The organism is Pseudomonas sp. FW305-20, from assembly GCF_058788075.1.
Genome location: NZ_JBYTAJ010000009.1, coordinates 110345 through 125808, shown reverse-complemented (window position 1 = coordinate 125808; position 15464 = coordinate 110345). Strand labels below are relative to the sequence as shown.

Here is a 15464-nt window from a genome sequence, read left to right as displayed (position 1 = left end):
AACAGGAGCATTTCACATGAGTTCATCGAACACCGGGCAAAGTGCCGGGCAACTGGAAACCCGAGGCATCGAGCCGGTGCCGGAAGCGGAGTGCAACGGTCATCCACTGCAGCTGTTCTGGGTCTGGTTTGCGGCCAACATCTCCATCCTCGGCCTGCCGCTGGGTGCGACCCTTGTAGCCTTTCGCGGCTTGGCGATCTGGCAGGCGATCATCGTCGCTGTCCTCGGCGCCGCCGGTTCCTTCGCAGTGGTCGGGATCATCTCCATTGCCGGTCGCCGTGGTCGCGCCCCGAGCCTGACGTTGTCGCGAGCGATTTTCGGTGTACGCGGCAACATCGGCCCGACCCTGGTCTCGCTGATGTCGCGTCTGGGCTGGGAAACCGTCAACACCACCACCGCCGCGTTCGTGTTGCTGTCGCTGTGCTCGATCCTGTTCGGCTCGCCGGTGGAAGCCAAAAGCGCACCCGTGCTGACGTTGATCTTCATTGCGATTTTCGTGCTGCTGACCCTCTCGGTGTCGGGTCTCGGTCACGCCACCTTGCTGGTGATCCAGAAGTGGGCAACCTACGTGTTCGGTGCGCTGAACATTCTGGTCGGCGGCTTTCTCTGCGCCACCATCGACTGGAGCGCGGTGTTCAACGCCACGCCGGCACCGTTGAGCGCAATGATCATCGGCATCGGCACCATGGCCGCCGGCACCGGGATCGGTTGGGCCAACGCTGGTGCCGACATGTCGCGCTACCAGCACCGCAGCGTCAAAGCCGTGCGCCTGGTGGCGTCGGCAGCGTTTGGTGCAGGGATTCCGCTGGTGCTGCTGATCACCCTCGGCGGCCTGCTGTCAGTGGGCAACAATGACCTGGCCTCGGCCACCGACCCGATCATCGCGATCCGCGACATGCTGCCGACCTGGATGGCCGTGCCGTACCTGATCACCGCGTTCGGCGGGTTGCTGCTGTCGAACAACCTGTCGGTGTACTCGGCCGGTTTGACCACGCTGACCCTTGGCCTGAAGGTCAAACGTGTTTACGCGGTGGTCGTCGATATCGTTGCGATTTTTGCCGGTTCAATCTATTTCATGCTGATCGCCGACAGTTTCTACGGCCCGTTCATTACTTTCATTTCACTGCTGGCGGTGCCGATCACCGCGTGGGTCGGGATCTTCGTCGTTGACCTGATCCATCGTCATTACTACAGCCCCAAAGACCTGCTGGACGTCAGCCCGAGCAGCGCTTACTGGTACAGCGGCGGTGTCGAGTGGCGCGCCTTTGGTGCGTGGGCGCTGGCAATCGTGCTGGGCTTCAGTTTCACCACCATAGGCACGACCGAACAAACCGTGTGGTTCCGCGGCTTCCTGTCCGACTCCTGGCTGGGTCATAACGGCCTCGGCTGGATCGTGACGTTCCTGGTGGCCGGTGGCATTTACTGTGTACTCGGCGGCGCCAAGGATCGTCGCGCCGCGTTAGTTGAGAATGCTCATGCCTAGATTGCTGCACACCGGCCAGGTCATGATCGACCTGGTCATGGCCGTGGATAAACTGCCGCATTCGGGCGGTGACGTGCTGGCGCAATCTGCCAGTTTCGAGGCTGGCGGCGGCTTCAATGTGATGGCTGCTGCCCAGCGCAATGGCTTGCCGGTGGTTTACCTCGGTCGTCACGGCACCGGGCGTTTTGGTGATCTGGCGCGTGAAGCGATGAAGGCTGAAGGCATTCGGATTGGCATCACTCACCGCGCCGAACGGGATACGGGATTGTGCGTCGCGTTGACCGAAGCCTCGGCGGAGCGCAGTTTCATTTCCTATATCGGTGCCGAAGGTGAGCTGACGGCCGAGGATCTGGCCAGCGTGCCGGCCGAGGCGGGTGACTATGTCTACGTCAGCGGCTACAGCCTGCTGCATGGCGGCAAAGCCCAGGCGCTGGTGGATTGGGTGCTGGATTTGCCGCGAGGGATCAACGTGGTGTTCGATCCGGGCCCGCTGGTGGATTCGCCGGATGAGCCGTTGATGCAAGCCTTGCTGGCGCGCATCGATCTGTGGACCAGCAACAGCGTCGAGGCGCTGAAGTTTACTGGTGCGTCGGACATTGTCGAAGCCTTGAACCGGTTGGCCGATCATCTGCCGGCCAACGTGTTGATAGTGGTGCGTGACGGCCCGCAGGGGTGCTGGATCAACCAGCGTGGAGACTGCCAGCACGTGCCGGGATTCAAGGTCGAGGCGGTGGACAGCAATGGCGCGGGGGATGCGCATGCCGGGGTATTTGTGGCTGGGTTGGCGCAAGGATTGGTACCGTTTGAAGCAGCACGGCGGGCCAATGCGGCGGCGGCATTGGCGGTGACTCGATGGGGGCCGGCGACTTCGCCGGGGTCGGCTGAGGTGTATGCGTTAATCAGCCGGACGTTCGGTGCCTGATCGGCCGCCATCGTCGGAACGCCGCCCGGAGCAGGCTCGCTCCTACAGGGGGTTTGTGTCGTTCACAGATCCAGTGTGGGAGTGAGCCTGCTCGCGATGGGGCCATCCAATTCAACAAAAAACCCTGACCTTACCCAGCCTTGCGCAACGCCTCGATCAACTCCTGCTTGCGCATGCTCGATCTACCCGGAATCTTCTTCGCCCGGGCTTCTTTCATCAAGCTGTCGACGGTCTGGGTTTCGCGCGAAGCCTTGCTGTTACGCGAATGACCTTCACGGCTGGCCACCGCACGACGAGCTGATTCCTGGCGATCTTCGGCCTTGGCACTCGCCAGTTTCTTGCGTCCGGACCCACCTTTGCGCTCACCGCCTCCCGACTGCTTGTTGACGGTCGCCCAGGCCCGGGCTTCGGCTTCTTCTTTCGAGACACCTTTGTTCTCGTAGCTTTCTTCGATGTGTTCGGCCTTGCGTTTCTGCTCGGCGGTGTATTTGTCTTTGCTTCCACGAGGCATGGGATTTCTCCTGCTGCTTGTAGAGTCTGTCAAACGGTCGCAGCCGCGCACGACTGCGATCTGATTCGTCTTGCTAAACGTCCAGCTTGCGGGCCACTTCAACCCCTGCGGCACTAAGCTTGATCGGTAGATTCAAAGAATGCTCACCCTCTTCGTTGCAGATCACATGACCATGCTGGATCAATCCACGATCCTGCAGCGTGGCGAGGGTGCTGGCCACGACTCTCTCCCCCCGGTAATTGTCCAGGACCTCCTTGCCCAAACCGTTTGGATGGGCATGCAGCAGACGGGTCAGGACTTCTTTCTCAAGGTTTTTATCAACGTTCATGGTTACCTCTTGATGGGTGTGGATAGGTCCATTTAATAGAGTCCTTACCTGAGTTGGTCCGCCCCCGATTTGGATTGGTGCCTGATGAACGACGAACGGTCTAGGCCTGCTGCAACACTTTGCGGGTAACGGCTCGGCGCCAGGCCAGCCGGCCAACGCTGATCAGCCAATTCAGTACAGCAACCGCCAACACCGTGAGCAACAGCGTCGCCATCCCCTGTTCCACGATGATTTTCCCGGCCAGCAACGGAAAGCCAAACACGCCGATAAAGTAGGACAGGCTGAACAGCAGCAAGGATTGCGCGGTGGTGCCGTTCGGCGTCTCGTTGGCCGCCAGGCCGTTGATCACCGAATAGGTCAGCCCGTAACCGACCCCGAGCATCACCGCCGCCAGCACGTAGCTGAATCCGTCGTCGACGACAAACCCGAACATCAGGATCGAACCCATCATCAAGCCCGACAGCAGGCAGGACGCCCGGAACGGGTCGCGCTTGACCACGAAACCGGCGATCAGCATGCGGCTGCTGATCGCAGCGCCCATGAAACCGAGGAAGAACAGTGAATAGTCGAGTGAACGCGCGGCAGCGTAGCTGGTTTGAAAACTCGACAGACCGCCGAAAACGCAACCGCCAAGCCCGACCATGATGATCGGGAATACCGCTTTGGACGACAGCACTTGCGCCGCTGCCCGCCAGGAAATTCGCGACACCGCTGCCGAGTGGGCCGGCGCTTTTTTCAGCTGCGAATCCAACCGCCAGAACAGTAATACGCCGATCAGGCTGGCCAGTGCCGCGAGGTAAAACGCCGCGGTCACCGGATACCCGAGGGCACTGGCGGCGCGGCCTAACAAGGGGCCGCAGCCGATCCCGGTCATCATGCTGCCCGACAACAGGGCAAAGTATTTCGCGCGTTGGGCAGGCGTTACCAGACTCGCCACGATGATCGGCCCGAGGGTGTAGAACACGCCCCAACCCAGCCCCAGCAATAGCCCGAAAAACAACAGCAGATTGCCGAAGCCTGGCGCCAGGGCAAAGCCCAGGCTGGCGGCCACCAGCAGAATGCCGAACAGCGCAATCGAGCGCGCCGCGCCGAGCAAATCGGACAAGTGGCCGGAGACGATCACCGCTGCAAACGTACTGAGCATCGCCGCCGAAATCACACTGCCGGCATCGTGCTCGTTACCGCCGCGGGCACCGATCAACAGCGACAGCAAAAAGGTCGAGCCATAGGACAGCGACAGCAAATAGCTGGCCAGGCAAAACAGGCCGAACAACCTGCTTGAGACTTGGGGTGTTGCGCTAGACATGAGGCGTTCCTTGACCCGATAGAAGAGAGCTTCATCTATCTATCACGCAAGGCGTCGATGTTAGGTCTGAGGTTATTGATTTCAGGGTTAGTGTTGGCCGGAGTAAGGCCTTCAGCAGACGCCGATTTCTTCCTTGAACAACACCATGAACCCCTTCAACCGCTCATGACGAATCCGCGCCAGAGTTTGGCCGGTGGTCGTCTGGAACCCATCCGCCAGGTGCAGCAGTTTGGTCTGGAAATGGTCGAGGCAAAAACGTTTGTCATCGTATTCCCGGTCCTTCGCCTCGGGATCCTCTGGGTCGTACAAAGCGCTACCCATACGTCCGGCGATGTAAAAGGTCCGCGCCACGCCGAGCATGCCGAGGGAATCGAGGCGGTCGGCGTCCTGCATGATTTTCGCTTCGAGCGTGGTTGGCGTGATGTTGGCGGAGAAGCTGTGCGCTTCGATAGCATGGGCAACCGCGCTGACTTTTACGTCTGGCCAGGCCATGTCCGCCAACAATTTCGATGCCTTCCCGGCGGCCAGCCGCGACGCCTGAGAACGCAGCGGTGAGTTCTTCTCTACCGCCACGCAATCATGCAAAAGCACGGCCGCGAGCAGCACCTCAAGATCGCCACCTTCTTCAGCGTGAAGCGTACGCACGTTGTGCCAGACCCGCTGCAAGTGCGAAAGATCATGGGCACCATCTTCCGACGGCTCCAGCGCGTGGGGCAGCAGTTGTGCAGCGAGAAGTTGCAGTGGCGCGAAAGCATCAGTGTTCATAAACATCCTGTTAAGCAGCGACATAACCCTGTAGCAGCTGGCGAAGCCTGCGTTCGGCTGCGCAGCAGTCGTGAAATCAGACGATGCGGTGTTACAGGAAAACTGCGTGTTCAGGTTTCACGACTGCTACGCAGCCGAACGCAGGCTTCGCCAGCTGCTACACATGCTCCTTGGATCAGCTTTGAATTTCCAGTGTGACGAGCGCCGCTCGCGGACTTAGTATGGCGTTTTCAACTTTTGACGAAGGCACGTCCATGACGATCGAGATCCGCCCGGCGACCCCGAGCGATGCACCGCAAATCCTCGGGTTCATCACCGAACTGGCCGACTACGAACGTGCCCGCCACGAAGTCATCGCCAGCGTCGCCGACATCGAGCGCAGCCTGTTCAGCGAAGGCGCCACCGCCCATGGCCTGATTTGCCTGCGCGACGGCTTGCCGATTGGCTTCGCGGTGTTCTTCTTCAGCTATTCCACGTGGCTCGGCAGCAACTGCCTTTACCTCGAAGACCTCTACATCACCCCTGATCAGCGTGGCGGCGGCGCCGGTAAAACCTTGCTGCGTCACCTGGCGAAAATCGCCTGCGCCAATGATTGCGGTCGGTTCGAGTGGAGCGTGCTGGACTGGAATAAACCGGCGATCGAGTTCTACAAATCCTTGGGTGCGCAGCCGCAGGAAGAGTGGGTTCGGTATCGGATGGATGGGGCGGTATTGCGGGAGTTTGCCGAGGGCAATTGATCGTACGCAACATCCTTTAAAGATCGCCGCCTTCGGCAACTCCTACACCTATTTGTAGGAGCTGCCGAAGGCGGCGATCTTTTTTTGATCTCGTCTCAACATATGGGACCAATATTTATATATTGAGATTTAAGCGCGTCCGGGTTTATAGTCCAGCTCACTCACTGCCAATAAACAAAACAGGTGAAGCGATGCTGGCGCAATTGATCGCGCTCGATTGGGGGACAACCTCATTACGTGCTTACAAACTCGCCGCGGGTGGCCAGGTGCTCGAACAGCGTTCGCTGTCGTCGGGGATCATGCAGCTGCCCAGGACGCCGCGAATGATCGCGGGTCGGGAATGTGCCGACGGTTTTGAACTGGCCTTCGATGAGGCTTGCGGTGACTGGCTCGACGCGCAGCCCGATTTGCCGGTGATCGCTTGCGGCATGGTCGGCAGCGCACAAGGCTGGCGTGAAACGGCTTACTGCGATACGCCGGCGAACGTCGCCAATCTCGGAATCTCCCTACAAACGGTTCGCAGTCTTTGCGGTGTCGATGTGCACATCGTGCCGGGCGTGATTCAGCGTTCGCGTTTGCCCAACGTGATGCGCGGCGAAGAAACTCAGGTGCTTGGCGTGCTGCACAATCTACCGGCCGAGGCGGGTAGTGATCTGTTGATCGGCCTGCCGGGCAGTCATTCGAAATGGGTGGAAGTGGCCGACGGCTGCATCGTGCATTTCGATACCTTCATGACCGGCGAAGTCTTCGCCGTGCTCAGCGAACACAGCATTTTGGGGCGCACCCAGCAAAAGGGCGCGTCCTTCGATGGCCACGCCTTTGATCGTGGTGTGCAGGTGGCGCTGTCGGCGGATGGCGAGATCGGGCCGTTGTCGACATTGTTCAGTGCCCGCAGCCTTGGGTTGACTGGCGAACTCGGCGCCACCGCTCAACCGGATTACTTGTCCGGCCTGTTGATCGGCCATGAATTGTCAGCGTTGGCGATTGTTCAGCGTCGCCGACGCAACAGCGTTCATCTGCCTTCGATCGTCCTCATCGGTAATGCCCAACTCTGTGCCCGCTACAGCCGGGCGCTCGAGGCCTGTGGTTTTACCCGGGTGACCCTGGCCGAGCAAGCCACCGAACGCGGCTTGTGGCAGTTGGCGGTTGCCGCCGGACTGATCACACCCAACCCATCCCGTTAAACCTGACTGGAGGTCTGACATGCTCAAGAAAGCATTGGCGCAAAACGGTCTGATCGCGATTTTGCGTGGCCTGCGCCCGCAAGAAGCGGCAGCCATCGGCGAAGTCCTTTACGCCGCCGGATTTCGCGTCATCGAAGTGCCGCTTAATTCCCCTGAGCCGTACGAAAGTATCCGCATCCTGCGCAGTACCTTGCCCGCCGATTGCCTGATCGGTGCCGGCACGGTGTTGACGCCGGAGCAGGTCGAGCAAGTGAAAGCGGCGGGAGGTCAGGTGATCGTCATGCCGCACAGCGATGCCAAGGTGTTGCGCGCAGCGAAAGCGGCGGGGTTGTTCCTGTCGCCGGGTGTGGCCACGCCGACTGAAGCCTTTGCGGCATTGGCCGAAGGGGCGGACGTGCTGAAGATGTTCCCGGCCGAGCAGATGGGCCCGGCAGTCGTCAAAGCCTGGCTCGCGGTGCTGCCAGCGGGAACGATTCTGGCGCCGGTCGGCGGGATCACGCCGGACAACATGCAGGTGTTTATCGAGGCGGGCGTCAAAGGTTTCGGCCTCGGTTCCGGGTTGTTCAAACCGGGCATGACGCCAGAGGAAGTGGCGGTAAATGCCAAGGCCTACGTGGCTGCCTGGAAAGCCCTTCGCTAAGACTTTTTGGCGCTGCGAGCGCTGCATCTAATAAGAGAGGCAATAGATGAAAATCACCAAACTCACCACCTTCATCGTTCCGCCGCGTTGGTGCTTCCTCAAGGTCGAAACCGACGAGGGCGTAACCGGTTGGGGCGAACCCGTGGTCGAAGGCCGCGCCCACACTGTCGCCGCCGCCGTTGAAGAATTGTCCGACTACCTGATCGGCAAAGACCCACGCAACATCGAAGACATCTGGACCGTGCTCTACCGCGGCGGTTTCTACCGGGGCGGCGCAATCCACATGAGTGCGCTGGCCGGTATCGACCAGGCGTTGTGGGACATCAAGGGCAAGGCCTTGGGTGTGTCGGTCAGTGATCTGCTGGGCGGTCAGGTGCGGGACAAGATTCGCGTCTATTCGTGGATCGGCGGCGACCGCCCGGCGGACACCGCTCGTGCGGCGAAAGAGGCGGTCGAGCGTGGTTTTACTGCGGTGAAAATGAACGGCACCGAAGAACTGCAGTTCCTCGATTCCTTCGAGAAAGTCGACCTGGCCCTGGCCAACGTCGCCGCCGTGCGCGATGCGGTGGGCCCGAACGTCGGCATCGGCGTCGACTTCCATGGCCGGGTGCACAAGCCCATGGCCAAGGTGCTGATGAAGGAACTCGACCCGTACAAACTGATGTTTATCGAAGAGCCGGTGCTCAGCGAAAACTACGAAGCGCTGAAAGAATTGGCGCCGCTGACCAGCACCCCGATTGCCCTCGGCGAGCGGCTGTTCTCGCGCTGGGATTTCAAGCGTGTGCTCAGCGAAGGTTATGTCGACATCATTCAGCCGGATGCGTCTCATGCCGGCGGTATCACCGAAACCCGCAAGATCGCCAACATGGCTGAAGCCTACGACGTGGCGCTGGCGCTGCATTGCCCGTTGGGCCCGATTGCACTGGCGGCGTGTTTGCAGCTGGATGCGGTTTGCTACAACGCGTTCATCCAGGAACAGAGCCTGGGCATTCATTACAACGAGAGCAATGACCTGTTGGATTACGTCAAGGATCCGCGGGTGTTCGACTACGACAAAGGCTTCGTGAAAATCCCCAATGGCCCGGGCCTGGGGATCGAGATCAACGAGGAATACGTCATCGAACGTGCGGCCGTCGGCCACCGCTGGCGCAACCCGATCTGGCGCCATGCCGATGGCAGTTTTGCCGAGTGGTGAGTTACCCCTGACCCACCGCGAATCCCTGTGGGAGCCAGCCTGCTGGCGATTTGGTCGGCACCCCCAGCATGCTTGGTGACTGACCCACCGCTATCGCCAGCAGGCTGGCTCCCACAGTTTGATCTCCATGGACAGGGAGATTTGCGGCAAACCCCGATTTCACATCGACCTCAATAAACATAAGAAGAGGCACTCCTCATGCAACCGCAAACCCTCACCGGGCAGGCGTCGTTGGTGACGCCCAGTCGCAAGCGTTTTTTCATCATGGTGCTGCTGTTCATCACCGTGGTGATCAACTACCTGGACCGCAGCAACCTGTCCATCGCCGCCCCGGCACTCACCAGCGAACTGGGCATCGATCCGATCCACGTCGGGCTGATCTTCTCGGCATTCGGCTGGACCTACGCCGCCATGCAAATCCCCGGCGGCTGGCTGGTGGATCGGGTTCCACCACGGATTCTTTACAGCGTCGCATTGCTGCTGTGGTCGATCGCCACAGTGATGCTCGGCTTCGCCGGCAGCTTCATCGCGCTGTTCGTGTTGCGCATGGCAGTCGGTGCACTGGAAGCGCCGGCTTACCCGATCAACAGCCGCGTGGTCACTACCTGGTTCCCCGAGCGCGAACGCGCCACGGCTATTGGTTTCTATACCTCCGGGCAGTTCGTCGGCCTGGCATTCCTGACGCCGGTATTAGCCTGGTTGCAGCATCAATATGGCTGGCACATGGTATTCGTCAGCACCGGTGCGGTGGGCATTCTCTGGGCAGTGATCTGGTACGCGGTGTATCGCGAGCCACGGGATTTCAAAGGCGCCAATGACGCCGAAATCGAACTGATCCGCGAGGGCGGCGGGCTGGTGGATATCCAGGCTGAACAAGCCAAAATCAAAGCCAAATTCAGCTGGATCGACCTCGGCATCGTACTGACCAAACGCAAGCTCTGGGGCATCTACCTCGGCCAGTTCTGCCTCAACTCGACGTTGTGGTTTTTTCTGACATGGTTCCCGACCTACCTGGTGAAATATCGCGGCATGGACTTCATCAAGTCCGGCCTGTTGGCGTCGCTGCCGTTTCTCGCCGCTTTCGTCGGAGTGCTCTGTTCGGGGTTCTTCTCCGACTGGCTGATCCGTCGCGGCTACACGGTGGGTTTCGCCCGCAAGTTGCCGATCATTGGCGGCCTGCTGATTTCCACCTCGATCATCGGCGCCAACTTCGTCGAGTCGACACCGCTGGTGATTGCCTTCCTCGCGTTGGCGTTCTTCGGTAACGGGTTGGCTTCGATCACCTGGTCGCTGGTGTCAACGTTGGCCCCGGCGCGCTTACTCGGGTTGACCGGTGGGGTGTTCAATTTCATCGGCAACCTGTCGGCGATTACCACGCCGATCGTCATCGGTTTCCTGGCTACCGGTGATTCGTTCGCTCCGGCGATCACCTATATCTCGGTTCTGGCATTGATTGGCGCGCTTTCCTACATCTTGCTGGTCGGCAAAGTCGAGCGTATCAAGTTGTAGTGGCGGCATGCGGGCGACCATAATGCCGCCCGTTCACTCGCTCAACGGTAAAGGCTGGATATGCAGGAAGACGCCCCAAAAATCGCCAAGGACGCCGCCCCGACCGGCACCCAGACACTGCTTCGTGGTTTGGGTGTGGTTCAGGCCGTGGCCAGCGGTGCCCGCGATCTCAAGGAGATCGCCCGGCTGATCGGCACCACGCGCAGCACCACTCATCGTCTGGCCAGCTGCCTGGTGGACGAGCGTTATCTGCGCGTGGTGCCGCAAGTCGGTTATCTGTTGGGACCAAAGTTGATCGAGCTGGGCTTCCAGGCACGTGAAGAATTGCCGCTGGTCACATTGGCCGGGCCGTATCTGGATGAGTTGTCGGCGTTGACCGGCGACACCATTCACCTGGCGATTCGTGAAGGCGACGAAGTGCTGTACCTGCACAAGAATCCGGGGCGCAATGGCCCGGAAATGCGTTCGCGGGTCGGCCATCGCATGCCGTTGGCGCGCACCGGGATCGGCAAGGCGCTGATGCTCGATGACACGCAGGAAGAATGGCAACGGCTGTACGAAATCAGCTTGCCGGTGGGTGGGAAAAATCAGTTCTGGCCGCAGCACCCGGAGCAATCCTGGGAGCAGTTCCAGCAGCGCATGGTCGAGTATGTGGCGGGCGGTTACGCCTTCGATCTGGAAGATAACGAACCGTCGATCCGTTGCGTGGCGGCGCCGATCCGCGATGCCAGCAAGCGCATCGTCGCCGGTATCAGCATCGCCAGCACCGTGCCGTACATGCCGCTGGAAAAAATGGCCGAGCTGATTCCCCTGATCAAAGGGGTCACGGCCCGGCTGTCGGCAGAGCTTGGCTTGAAGGTTTAAATTTTCAGTGTCGCCATGTCGATCACGAAGCGGTACTTCACGTCACCGGCAATCATGCGGGTGTAAGCCTCGTTGATTTGGCGGATGTCGAGCATTTCGATGTCGCAGGTGATGTTGTGTTCGGCGCAGAAATCCAGCACTTCCTGGGTTTCGGCGATGCCGCCGATCAGGGAGCCGGCCAATACGCGACGGCTCATCACCAGTTTGCCGGCGTGGACCGGTGGATCGACCGGCTCGATCAAGCCCACCAGAATGTGCACGCCGTCGAAACGCAACGTATCGAGGTAGGGATTGAGGTCGTGCTGTACCGGAATGGTGTCCAGCAGGAAGTCGAAATGTCCTGCGGCGGCTTTCATCTGTTCGGCATCGGTGGACACGATCACGTGGTCCGCACCCTGGCGACGACCTTCCTCAGCCTTGCTCGCCGAGCGGGTGAACAGCGTGACTTCGGCGCCCATCGCCTTGGCGAACTTGATGCCCATGTGGCCGAGGCCGCCCATGCCGAGAATCCCGACCTTGTCGCCCGCCTTCACGCCGTAGTGCTTGAGCGGCGAATAGGTGGTGATGCCGGCACACAGGATCGGCGCAGCGCTGGCCGGGTCGAGTTTTTCCGGGATGCGCACGACGAAATGTTCGCTGACCACGATGCTGTCGGAATAGCCGCCCATGGTGTTGCTGCCATCGACGCGGTCCGGGGTGGCATAGGTCATGGTCGGACCTTCGAGACAGTATTGCTCGAGGTTCGACTGGCAGGCTTCGCAGCTGCGGCAGGAATCAACCATGCAGCCGACGCCAACCAGATCGCCGACTTTATGTTGGGTCACGTTCGCACCGACGGCGGTAACTTTGCCTACGATCTCGTGGCCGGGCATCAGCGGGTAAACGGCAATGCCCCACTCGTTGCGTGCCTGATGGATGTCGGAATGGCAGACGCCGCAGTAGAGAATGTCGATCACAACGTCGTCGGCCCGTGGGCTGCGGCGCTCGAATTTTACGGGGGCGAGGGGAGTGGTGGCCGACTGGGCGGCGTATCCGATGGCGGTGTACATGGTGAACCTCGCAAAAGCTGTGACGGGTGAGGTGGCGCATTTTGGGCGCCGCACCGGCCACCGGCCATGGCGAATCCTCCGGGTGTCATGCCTAATCCTCCGGCATCAGCCTTCGACGGGTCGCATTGGCCATCAGACCTGCGATGATGCTTTCATCCCTGTTTTCGCGACTTTTTTGTGAAGAGCTCTCATGTTGTTGACCCGTCATCTGGATGCCAATGCCACGCTGGTTTCGCTGATTCAGCCTTTGACCAATCGCGACGGTTTCGCCCCCACGGCGTTGCCGGGTGTGCAGGTTTTACGCGCCAGTTGTGATGTGGCTCGCGGCCCGCAGATTTACGAACCGAGCCTGGTCATCATCGCCCAGGGCAGCAAACTGGCGTATCTGGGCCCGCGGACGCTGGAATACGGCGCCGGGCATTATTTGATTCAGGCATTGCCGGTACCTTTTGAGTGCGAAACGTTTTCGGCGCCAGATGGACCGATGCTAGGGGTTTCCATTGCCATTGACCGGGTGTTGCTCGGTGAGTTGGTCTTGGCCATGGGGCTGGCGCCGGGGCGTAGCATTGCGGCGCAAACGCCAGCGTCCATGACCTCGGCGGTGCTCGACGATGCGATGCGCGGTTGTGTTGAACGACTGCTGCTTTGCCTGCACGATCCGCTGGAATGCCAGGTGATGGGGCAGGCGCGATTGCGCGAGTTGTTGTTCGTCGCCTTGCGCGGGCCGCAAGCCGATGTGCTGCGGGCGCTGGTCGAGCAGCAGGGGCAGTTCGCCCGGATCGCGGCGTCGCTCAGCCATCTGCATGCGCATTACACCGAACCGCTGAACGTCGAAACCCTGGCCAGTTGCGCGAACATGAGTGCGTCGACCTTTCACGAGCATTTCAAACGCAGCACATTGTTGTCGCCGGTGCAGTACTTGAAGCGTTTACGTTTGCTCAAGGCGCAGCAGTTGTTGCTATCCGAGGGGCTGGGTGTGGCGCAGGTGGCGCATCGGGTCGGGTATCAAAGTACGTCGCAGTTCAGTCGCGAGTACAAGCGCTACTTCGAGCGTAATCCCGGTGACGAACGCGCCGCTTAAGTTGGCGATGATCCCCCTTGTAGGAGTGAGCCTGCTCGCGATTGCTGTGGGTCAGTCGACATCTTCTTTGGATGACTCACCGCAATCGCGAGCAGGCTCACTCCTACAGGGGGATTGTGGTGTGGGGTAAATGGCGGACAACAAAAAGGCCCCCATTTCGGGAGCCTTGATGTTCAGGCATTCAACTTACATGTTCGGGTAAGTCGGGCCGCCAGAGCCTTCCGGTGCGACCCAGGTGATGTTCTGTGCAGGGTCCTTGATGTCGCAGGTCTTGCAGTGAACACAATTCTGGGCGTTGATCTGGAAGCGCTTCTCGCCGTCTTCCTTGGTCACCACTTCATACACGCCGGCCGGGCAGTAACGCTGGGCAGGCTCATCGTAGAGCGGCAGGTTCTTGGCGATCGGGATGCTCGGATCGGTCAGCTTCAGGTGGCACGGCTGCTCTTCTTCATGGTTGGTACCCGAGATGAACACCGAACTGAGTTTGTCGAAGCTGATCTTGCCGTCCGGTTTCGGGTAGTCGATCTTCTTGCAGTCGGCCGCCAGCTTGAGGCAAGCGTAATCCGGCTTGGTGTCGTGCAAGGTGAACGGCAGTTTGCCGCCGAAGATGTTCTGGTCGAGCCAGTTGAAACCGCCGCCGACGATGGCGCCGAACTTGTGGATCGCCGGGCCGAAGTTGCGGCTGGCGAACAGTTCGTCGTAGAGCCAGCTCTTCTTGAACGCGTCGACGTAAGTGGTCAGCTCTTCGGTGCCGTCTTTTTCAGCAAACAGCGCTTCGGCCACGGATTCAGCGGCGAGCATGCCGGACTTCATCGCGGTGTGGCTGCCTTTGATCTTGGCGAAGTTCAGGGTGCCGAGGTCGCAACCAATCAGCGCGCCGCCCTTGAAGACCATTTTCGGCAGCGAGTTCAGGCCGCCTTTGCAGATGGCGCGAGCGCCGTAGCTGATGCGCTTGCCGCCTTCCAGGTACTGCTTGAGCACCGGGTGATGCTTGAGGCGCTGGAACTCGTCGAACGGCGACAGGAAGGTGTTGCTGTAGGAAAGATCGACGATCAGGCCGACTACAACCTGGTTGTTTTCCAGGTGATAGAGGAACGAGCCACCGGTGTTCTCGGTGCCCATGATGTCCAGCGGCCAACCGGCGGTGTGCACCACCAGGCCTGGTTGATGCTTGGCCGGATCGATTTCCCAGATTTCTTTCAGGCCGATGCCGTAGTGCTGGGCGTCGGCATCGCTGTCGAGATTGAAGCGCTTGATCAGTTGCTTGCCGATATGGCCGCGGCAACCTTCGGCGAACAGCGTGTACTTGCCACGCAGTTCCATGCCTGGGGTATACAGGCCTTCCTTCGGGTTGCCTTCGCGGTCAACGCCCAGGTCGCCGGTGATGATCCCGCGAACTACGCCGTTCTCGTCGAACAGTGCTTCCTGGGCGGCGAAGCCTGGGTAGATTTCCACGCCCAGGTTCTCGGCCTGCTGGGCCAGCCAACGGCACAGGTTGCCCAGGGAAATGATGTAGTTGCCTTCGTTGTGCATGGTCTTGGGCACAAAGAGGTCAGGAATCTTCTGCGCGCTGTCGGCGTTCTTGAGAACGAAGATGTCGTCGCGGGTGACTGGCGTATTCAGCGGGGCGCCGAGTTCTTTCCAGTCAGGAAACAATTCGTTCAGGGCGCGTGGTTCGAACACGGCGCCGGACAGGATGTGAGCACCGACTTCGGAGCCTTTTTCGACCACGCAGACGCTGATTTCCTTACCGGCTTCGGCGGCCTTCTGCTTCAATCGGCAGGCGGCGGAAAGACCAGCGGGGCCGGCACCGACGATGACCACGTCGAATTCCATGTATTCGCGTTCCACAGGTTATCTCCTACTCAAGGCTCAACAGTTTTTTTTCTA

The 15464-nt window shown here is 60.1% G+C and carries 15 protein-coding genes; 9 read left to right on the top strand and 6 right to left on the bottom strand.

Features of this window, described 5'->3' with window-relative positions; translation table 11 throughout:
• Window positions 1-16 precede the first annotated feature (16 nt).
• Window positions 17-1483, top strand: a complete 1467-nt coding sequence (locus AC3WP4_RS10600) for a purine-cytosine permease family protein (protein WP_102614825.1) — start codon at window positions 17-19, stop codon at window positions 1481-1483.
• Window positions 1476-2405 carry a PfkB family carbohydrate kinase gene (locus AC3WP4_RS10595; RefSeq protein WP_102614857.1) on the top strand — a complete coding sequence of 310 codons (930 nt, stop codon included), beginning with the start codon at window positions 1476-1478 and terminating at the stop codon, window positions 2403-2405. The genes AC3WP4_RS10600 and AC3WP4_RS10595 overlap by 8 nt, the downstream gene beginning before the upstream one ends.
• Before the next feature lie 130 nt (window positions 2406-2535).
• Here AC3WP4_RS10595 and AC3WP4_RS10590 read toward each other — a convergent pair whose 3' ends face one another.
• The 4 genes from AC3WP4_RS10590 to AC3WP4_RS10575 form a co-directional block, all read right to left on the bottom strand.
• Window positions 2536-2916, bottom strand: a complete 381-nt coding sequence (locus AC3WP4_RS10590) for a Rho termination factor N-terminal domain-containing protein (protein WP_074878948.1) — start codon at window positions 2914-2916, stop codon at window positions 2536-2538.
• A 73-nt stretch (window positions 2917-2989) separates the two neighbouring features.
• Window positions 2990-3244: a hypothetical protein gene (locus AC3WP4_RS10585; protein ID WP_074878946.1), complete on the bottom strand. Its 255-nt coding sequence runs from the start codon at window positions 3242-3244 to the stop codon at window positions 2990-2992.
• A gap of 100 nt (window positions 3245-3344) precedes the next feature.
• On the bottom strand, window positions 3345-4550 hold the full coding sequence (locus tag AC3WP4_RS10580) for an MFS transporter (RefSeq protein WP_102614824.1): 1206 nt from the start codon (window positions 4548-4550) through the stop codon (window positions 3345-3347).
• 111 nt (window positions 4551-4661) lie between these two features.
• Entirely contained in the window at window positions 4662-5315 is a 654-nt protein-coding gene (locus tag AC3WP4_RS10575; protein ID WP_102614823.1) for an HD domain-containing protein, read from the bottom strand.
• 254 nt (window positions 5316-5569) lie between these two features.
• On the opposite strand from AC3WP4_RS10575, the gene AC3WP4_RS10570 reads away from it, so the two are divergent.
• From AC3WP4_RS10570 to AC3WP4_RS10545, 6 genes are all read left to right on the top strand, one after another.
• Entirely contained in the window at window positions 5570-6052 is a 483-nt protein-coding gene (locus AC3WP4_RS10570) for a GNAT family N-acetyltransferase (RefSeq protein ID WP_074878940.1), read from the top strand.
• Window positions 6053-6243: 191 nt separating this feature from the next.
• Window positions 6244-7236: a 2-dehydro-3-deoxygalactonokinase gene (locus AC3WP4_RS10565; protein WP_102614822.1), complete on the top strand. Its 993-nt coding sequence runs from the start codon at window positions 6244-6246 to the stop codon at window positions 7234-7236.
• 19 nt (window positions 7237-7255) lie between these two features.
• Window positions 7256-7876: a 2-dehydro-3-deoxy-6-phosphogalactonate aldolase gene (locus AC3WP4_RS10560; protein ID WP_102614821.1), complete on the top strand. Its 621-nt coding sequence runs from the start codon at window positions 7256-7258 to the stop codon at window positions 7874-7876.
• Window positions 7877-7922: 46 nt separating this feature from the next.
• A complete protein-coding gene (dgoD, locus tag AC3WP4_RS10555; protein ID WP_008152275.1) occupies window positions 7923-9071 on the top strand; it encodes a galactonate dehydratase in 1149 nt (382 codons plus the stop codon).
• 198 nt (window positions 9072-9269) lie between these two features.
• Entirely contained in the window at window positions 9270-10580 is a 1311-nt protein-coding gene (locus AC3WP4_RS10550; RefSeq protein WP_102614819.1) for an MFS transporter, read from the top strand.
• 60 nt (window positions 10581-10640) lie between these two features.
• A complete protein-coding gene (locus tag AC3WP4_RS10545; RefSeq protein WP_074878932.1) occupies window positions 10641-11444 on the top strand; it encodes an IclR family transcriptional regulator in 804 nt (267 codons plus the stop codon).
• Here the strand turns inward: AC3WP4_RS10545 and AC3WP4_RS10540 are convergent.
• Entirely contained in the window at window positions 11441-12493 is a 1053-nt protein-coding gene (locus AC3WP4_RS10540) for an NAD(P)-dependent alcohol dehydrogenase (RefSeq protein WP_102614818.1), read from the bottom strand. The two genes, AC3WP4_RS10545 and AC3WP4_RS10540, sit on opposite strands and share 4 nt — an antisense overlap.
• A gap of 190 nt (window positions 12494-12683) precedes the next feature.
• Between AC3WP4_RS10540 and AC3WP4_RS10535 the strand changes: the two genes are divergently transcribed.
• The gene (locus AC3WP4_RS10535; protein WP_102614817.1) at window positions 12684-13574 is read left to right on the top strand and encodes an AraC family transcriptional regulator; all 891 of its coding nucleotides are present in this window, start codon (window positions 12684-12686) and stop codon (window positions 13572-13574) included.
• A 186-nt stretch (window positions 13575-13760) separates the two neighbouring features.
• On the opposite strand, the gene AC3WP4_RS10530 is transcribed toward AC3WP4_RS10535, so the two are convergent.
• Complete coding sequence (locus tag AC3WP4_RS10530; RefSeq protein ID WP_076028200.1) at window positions 13761-15425, bottom strand: electron transfer flavoprotein-ubiquinone oxidoreductase; 1665 nt, start codon at window positions 15423-15425, stop codon at window positions 13761-13763.
• Window positions 15426-15464 lie beyond the last annotated feature (39 nt).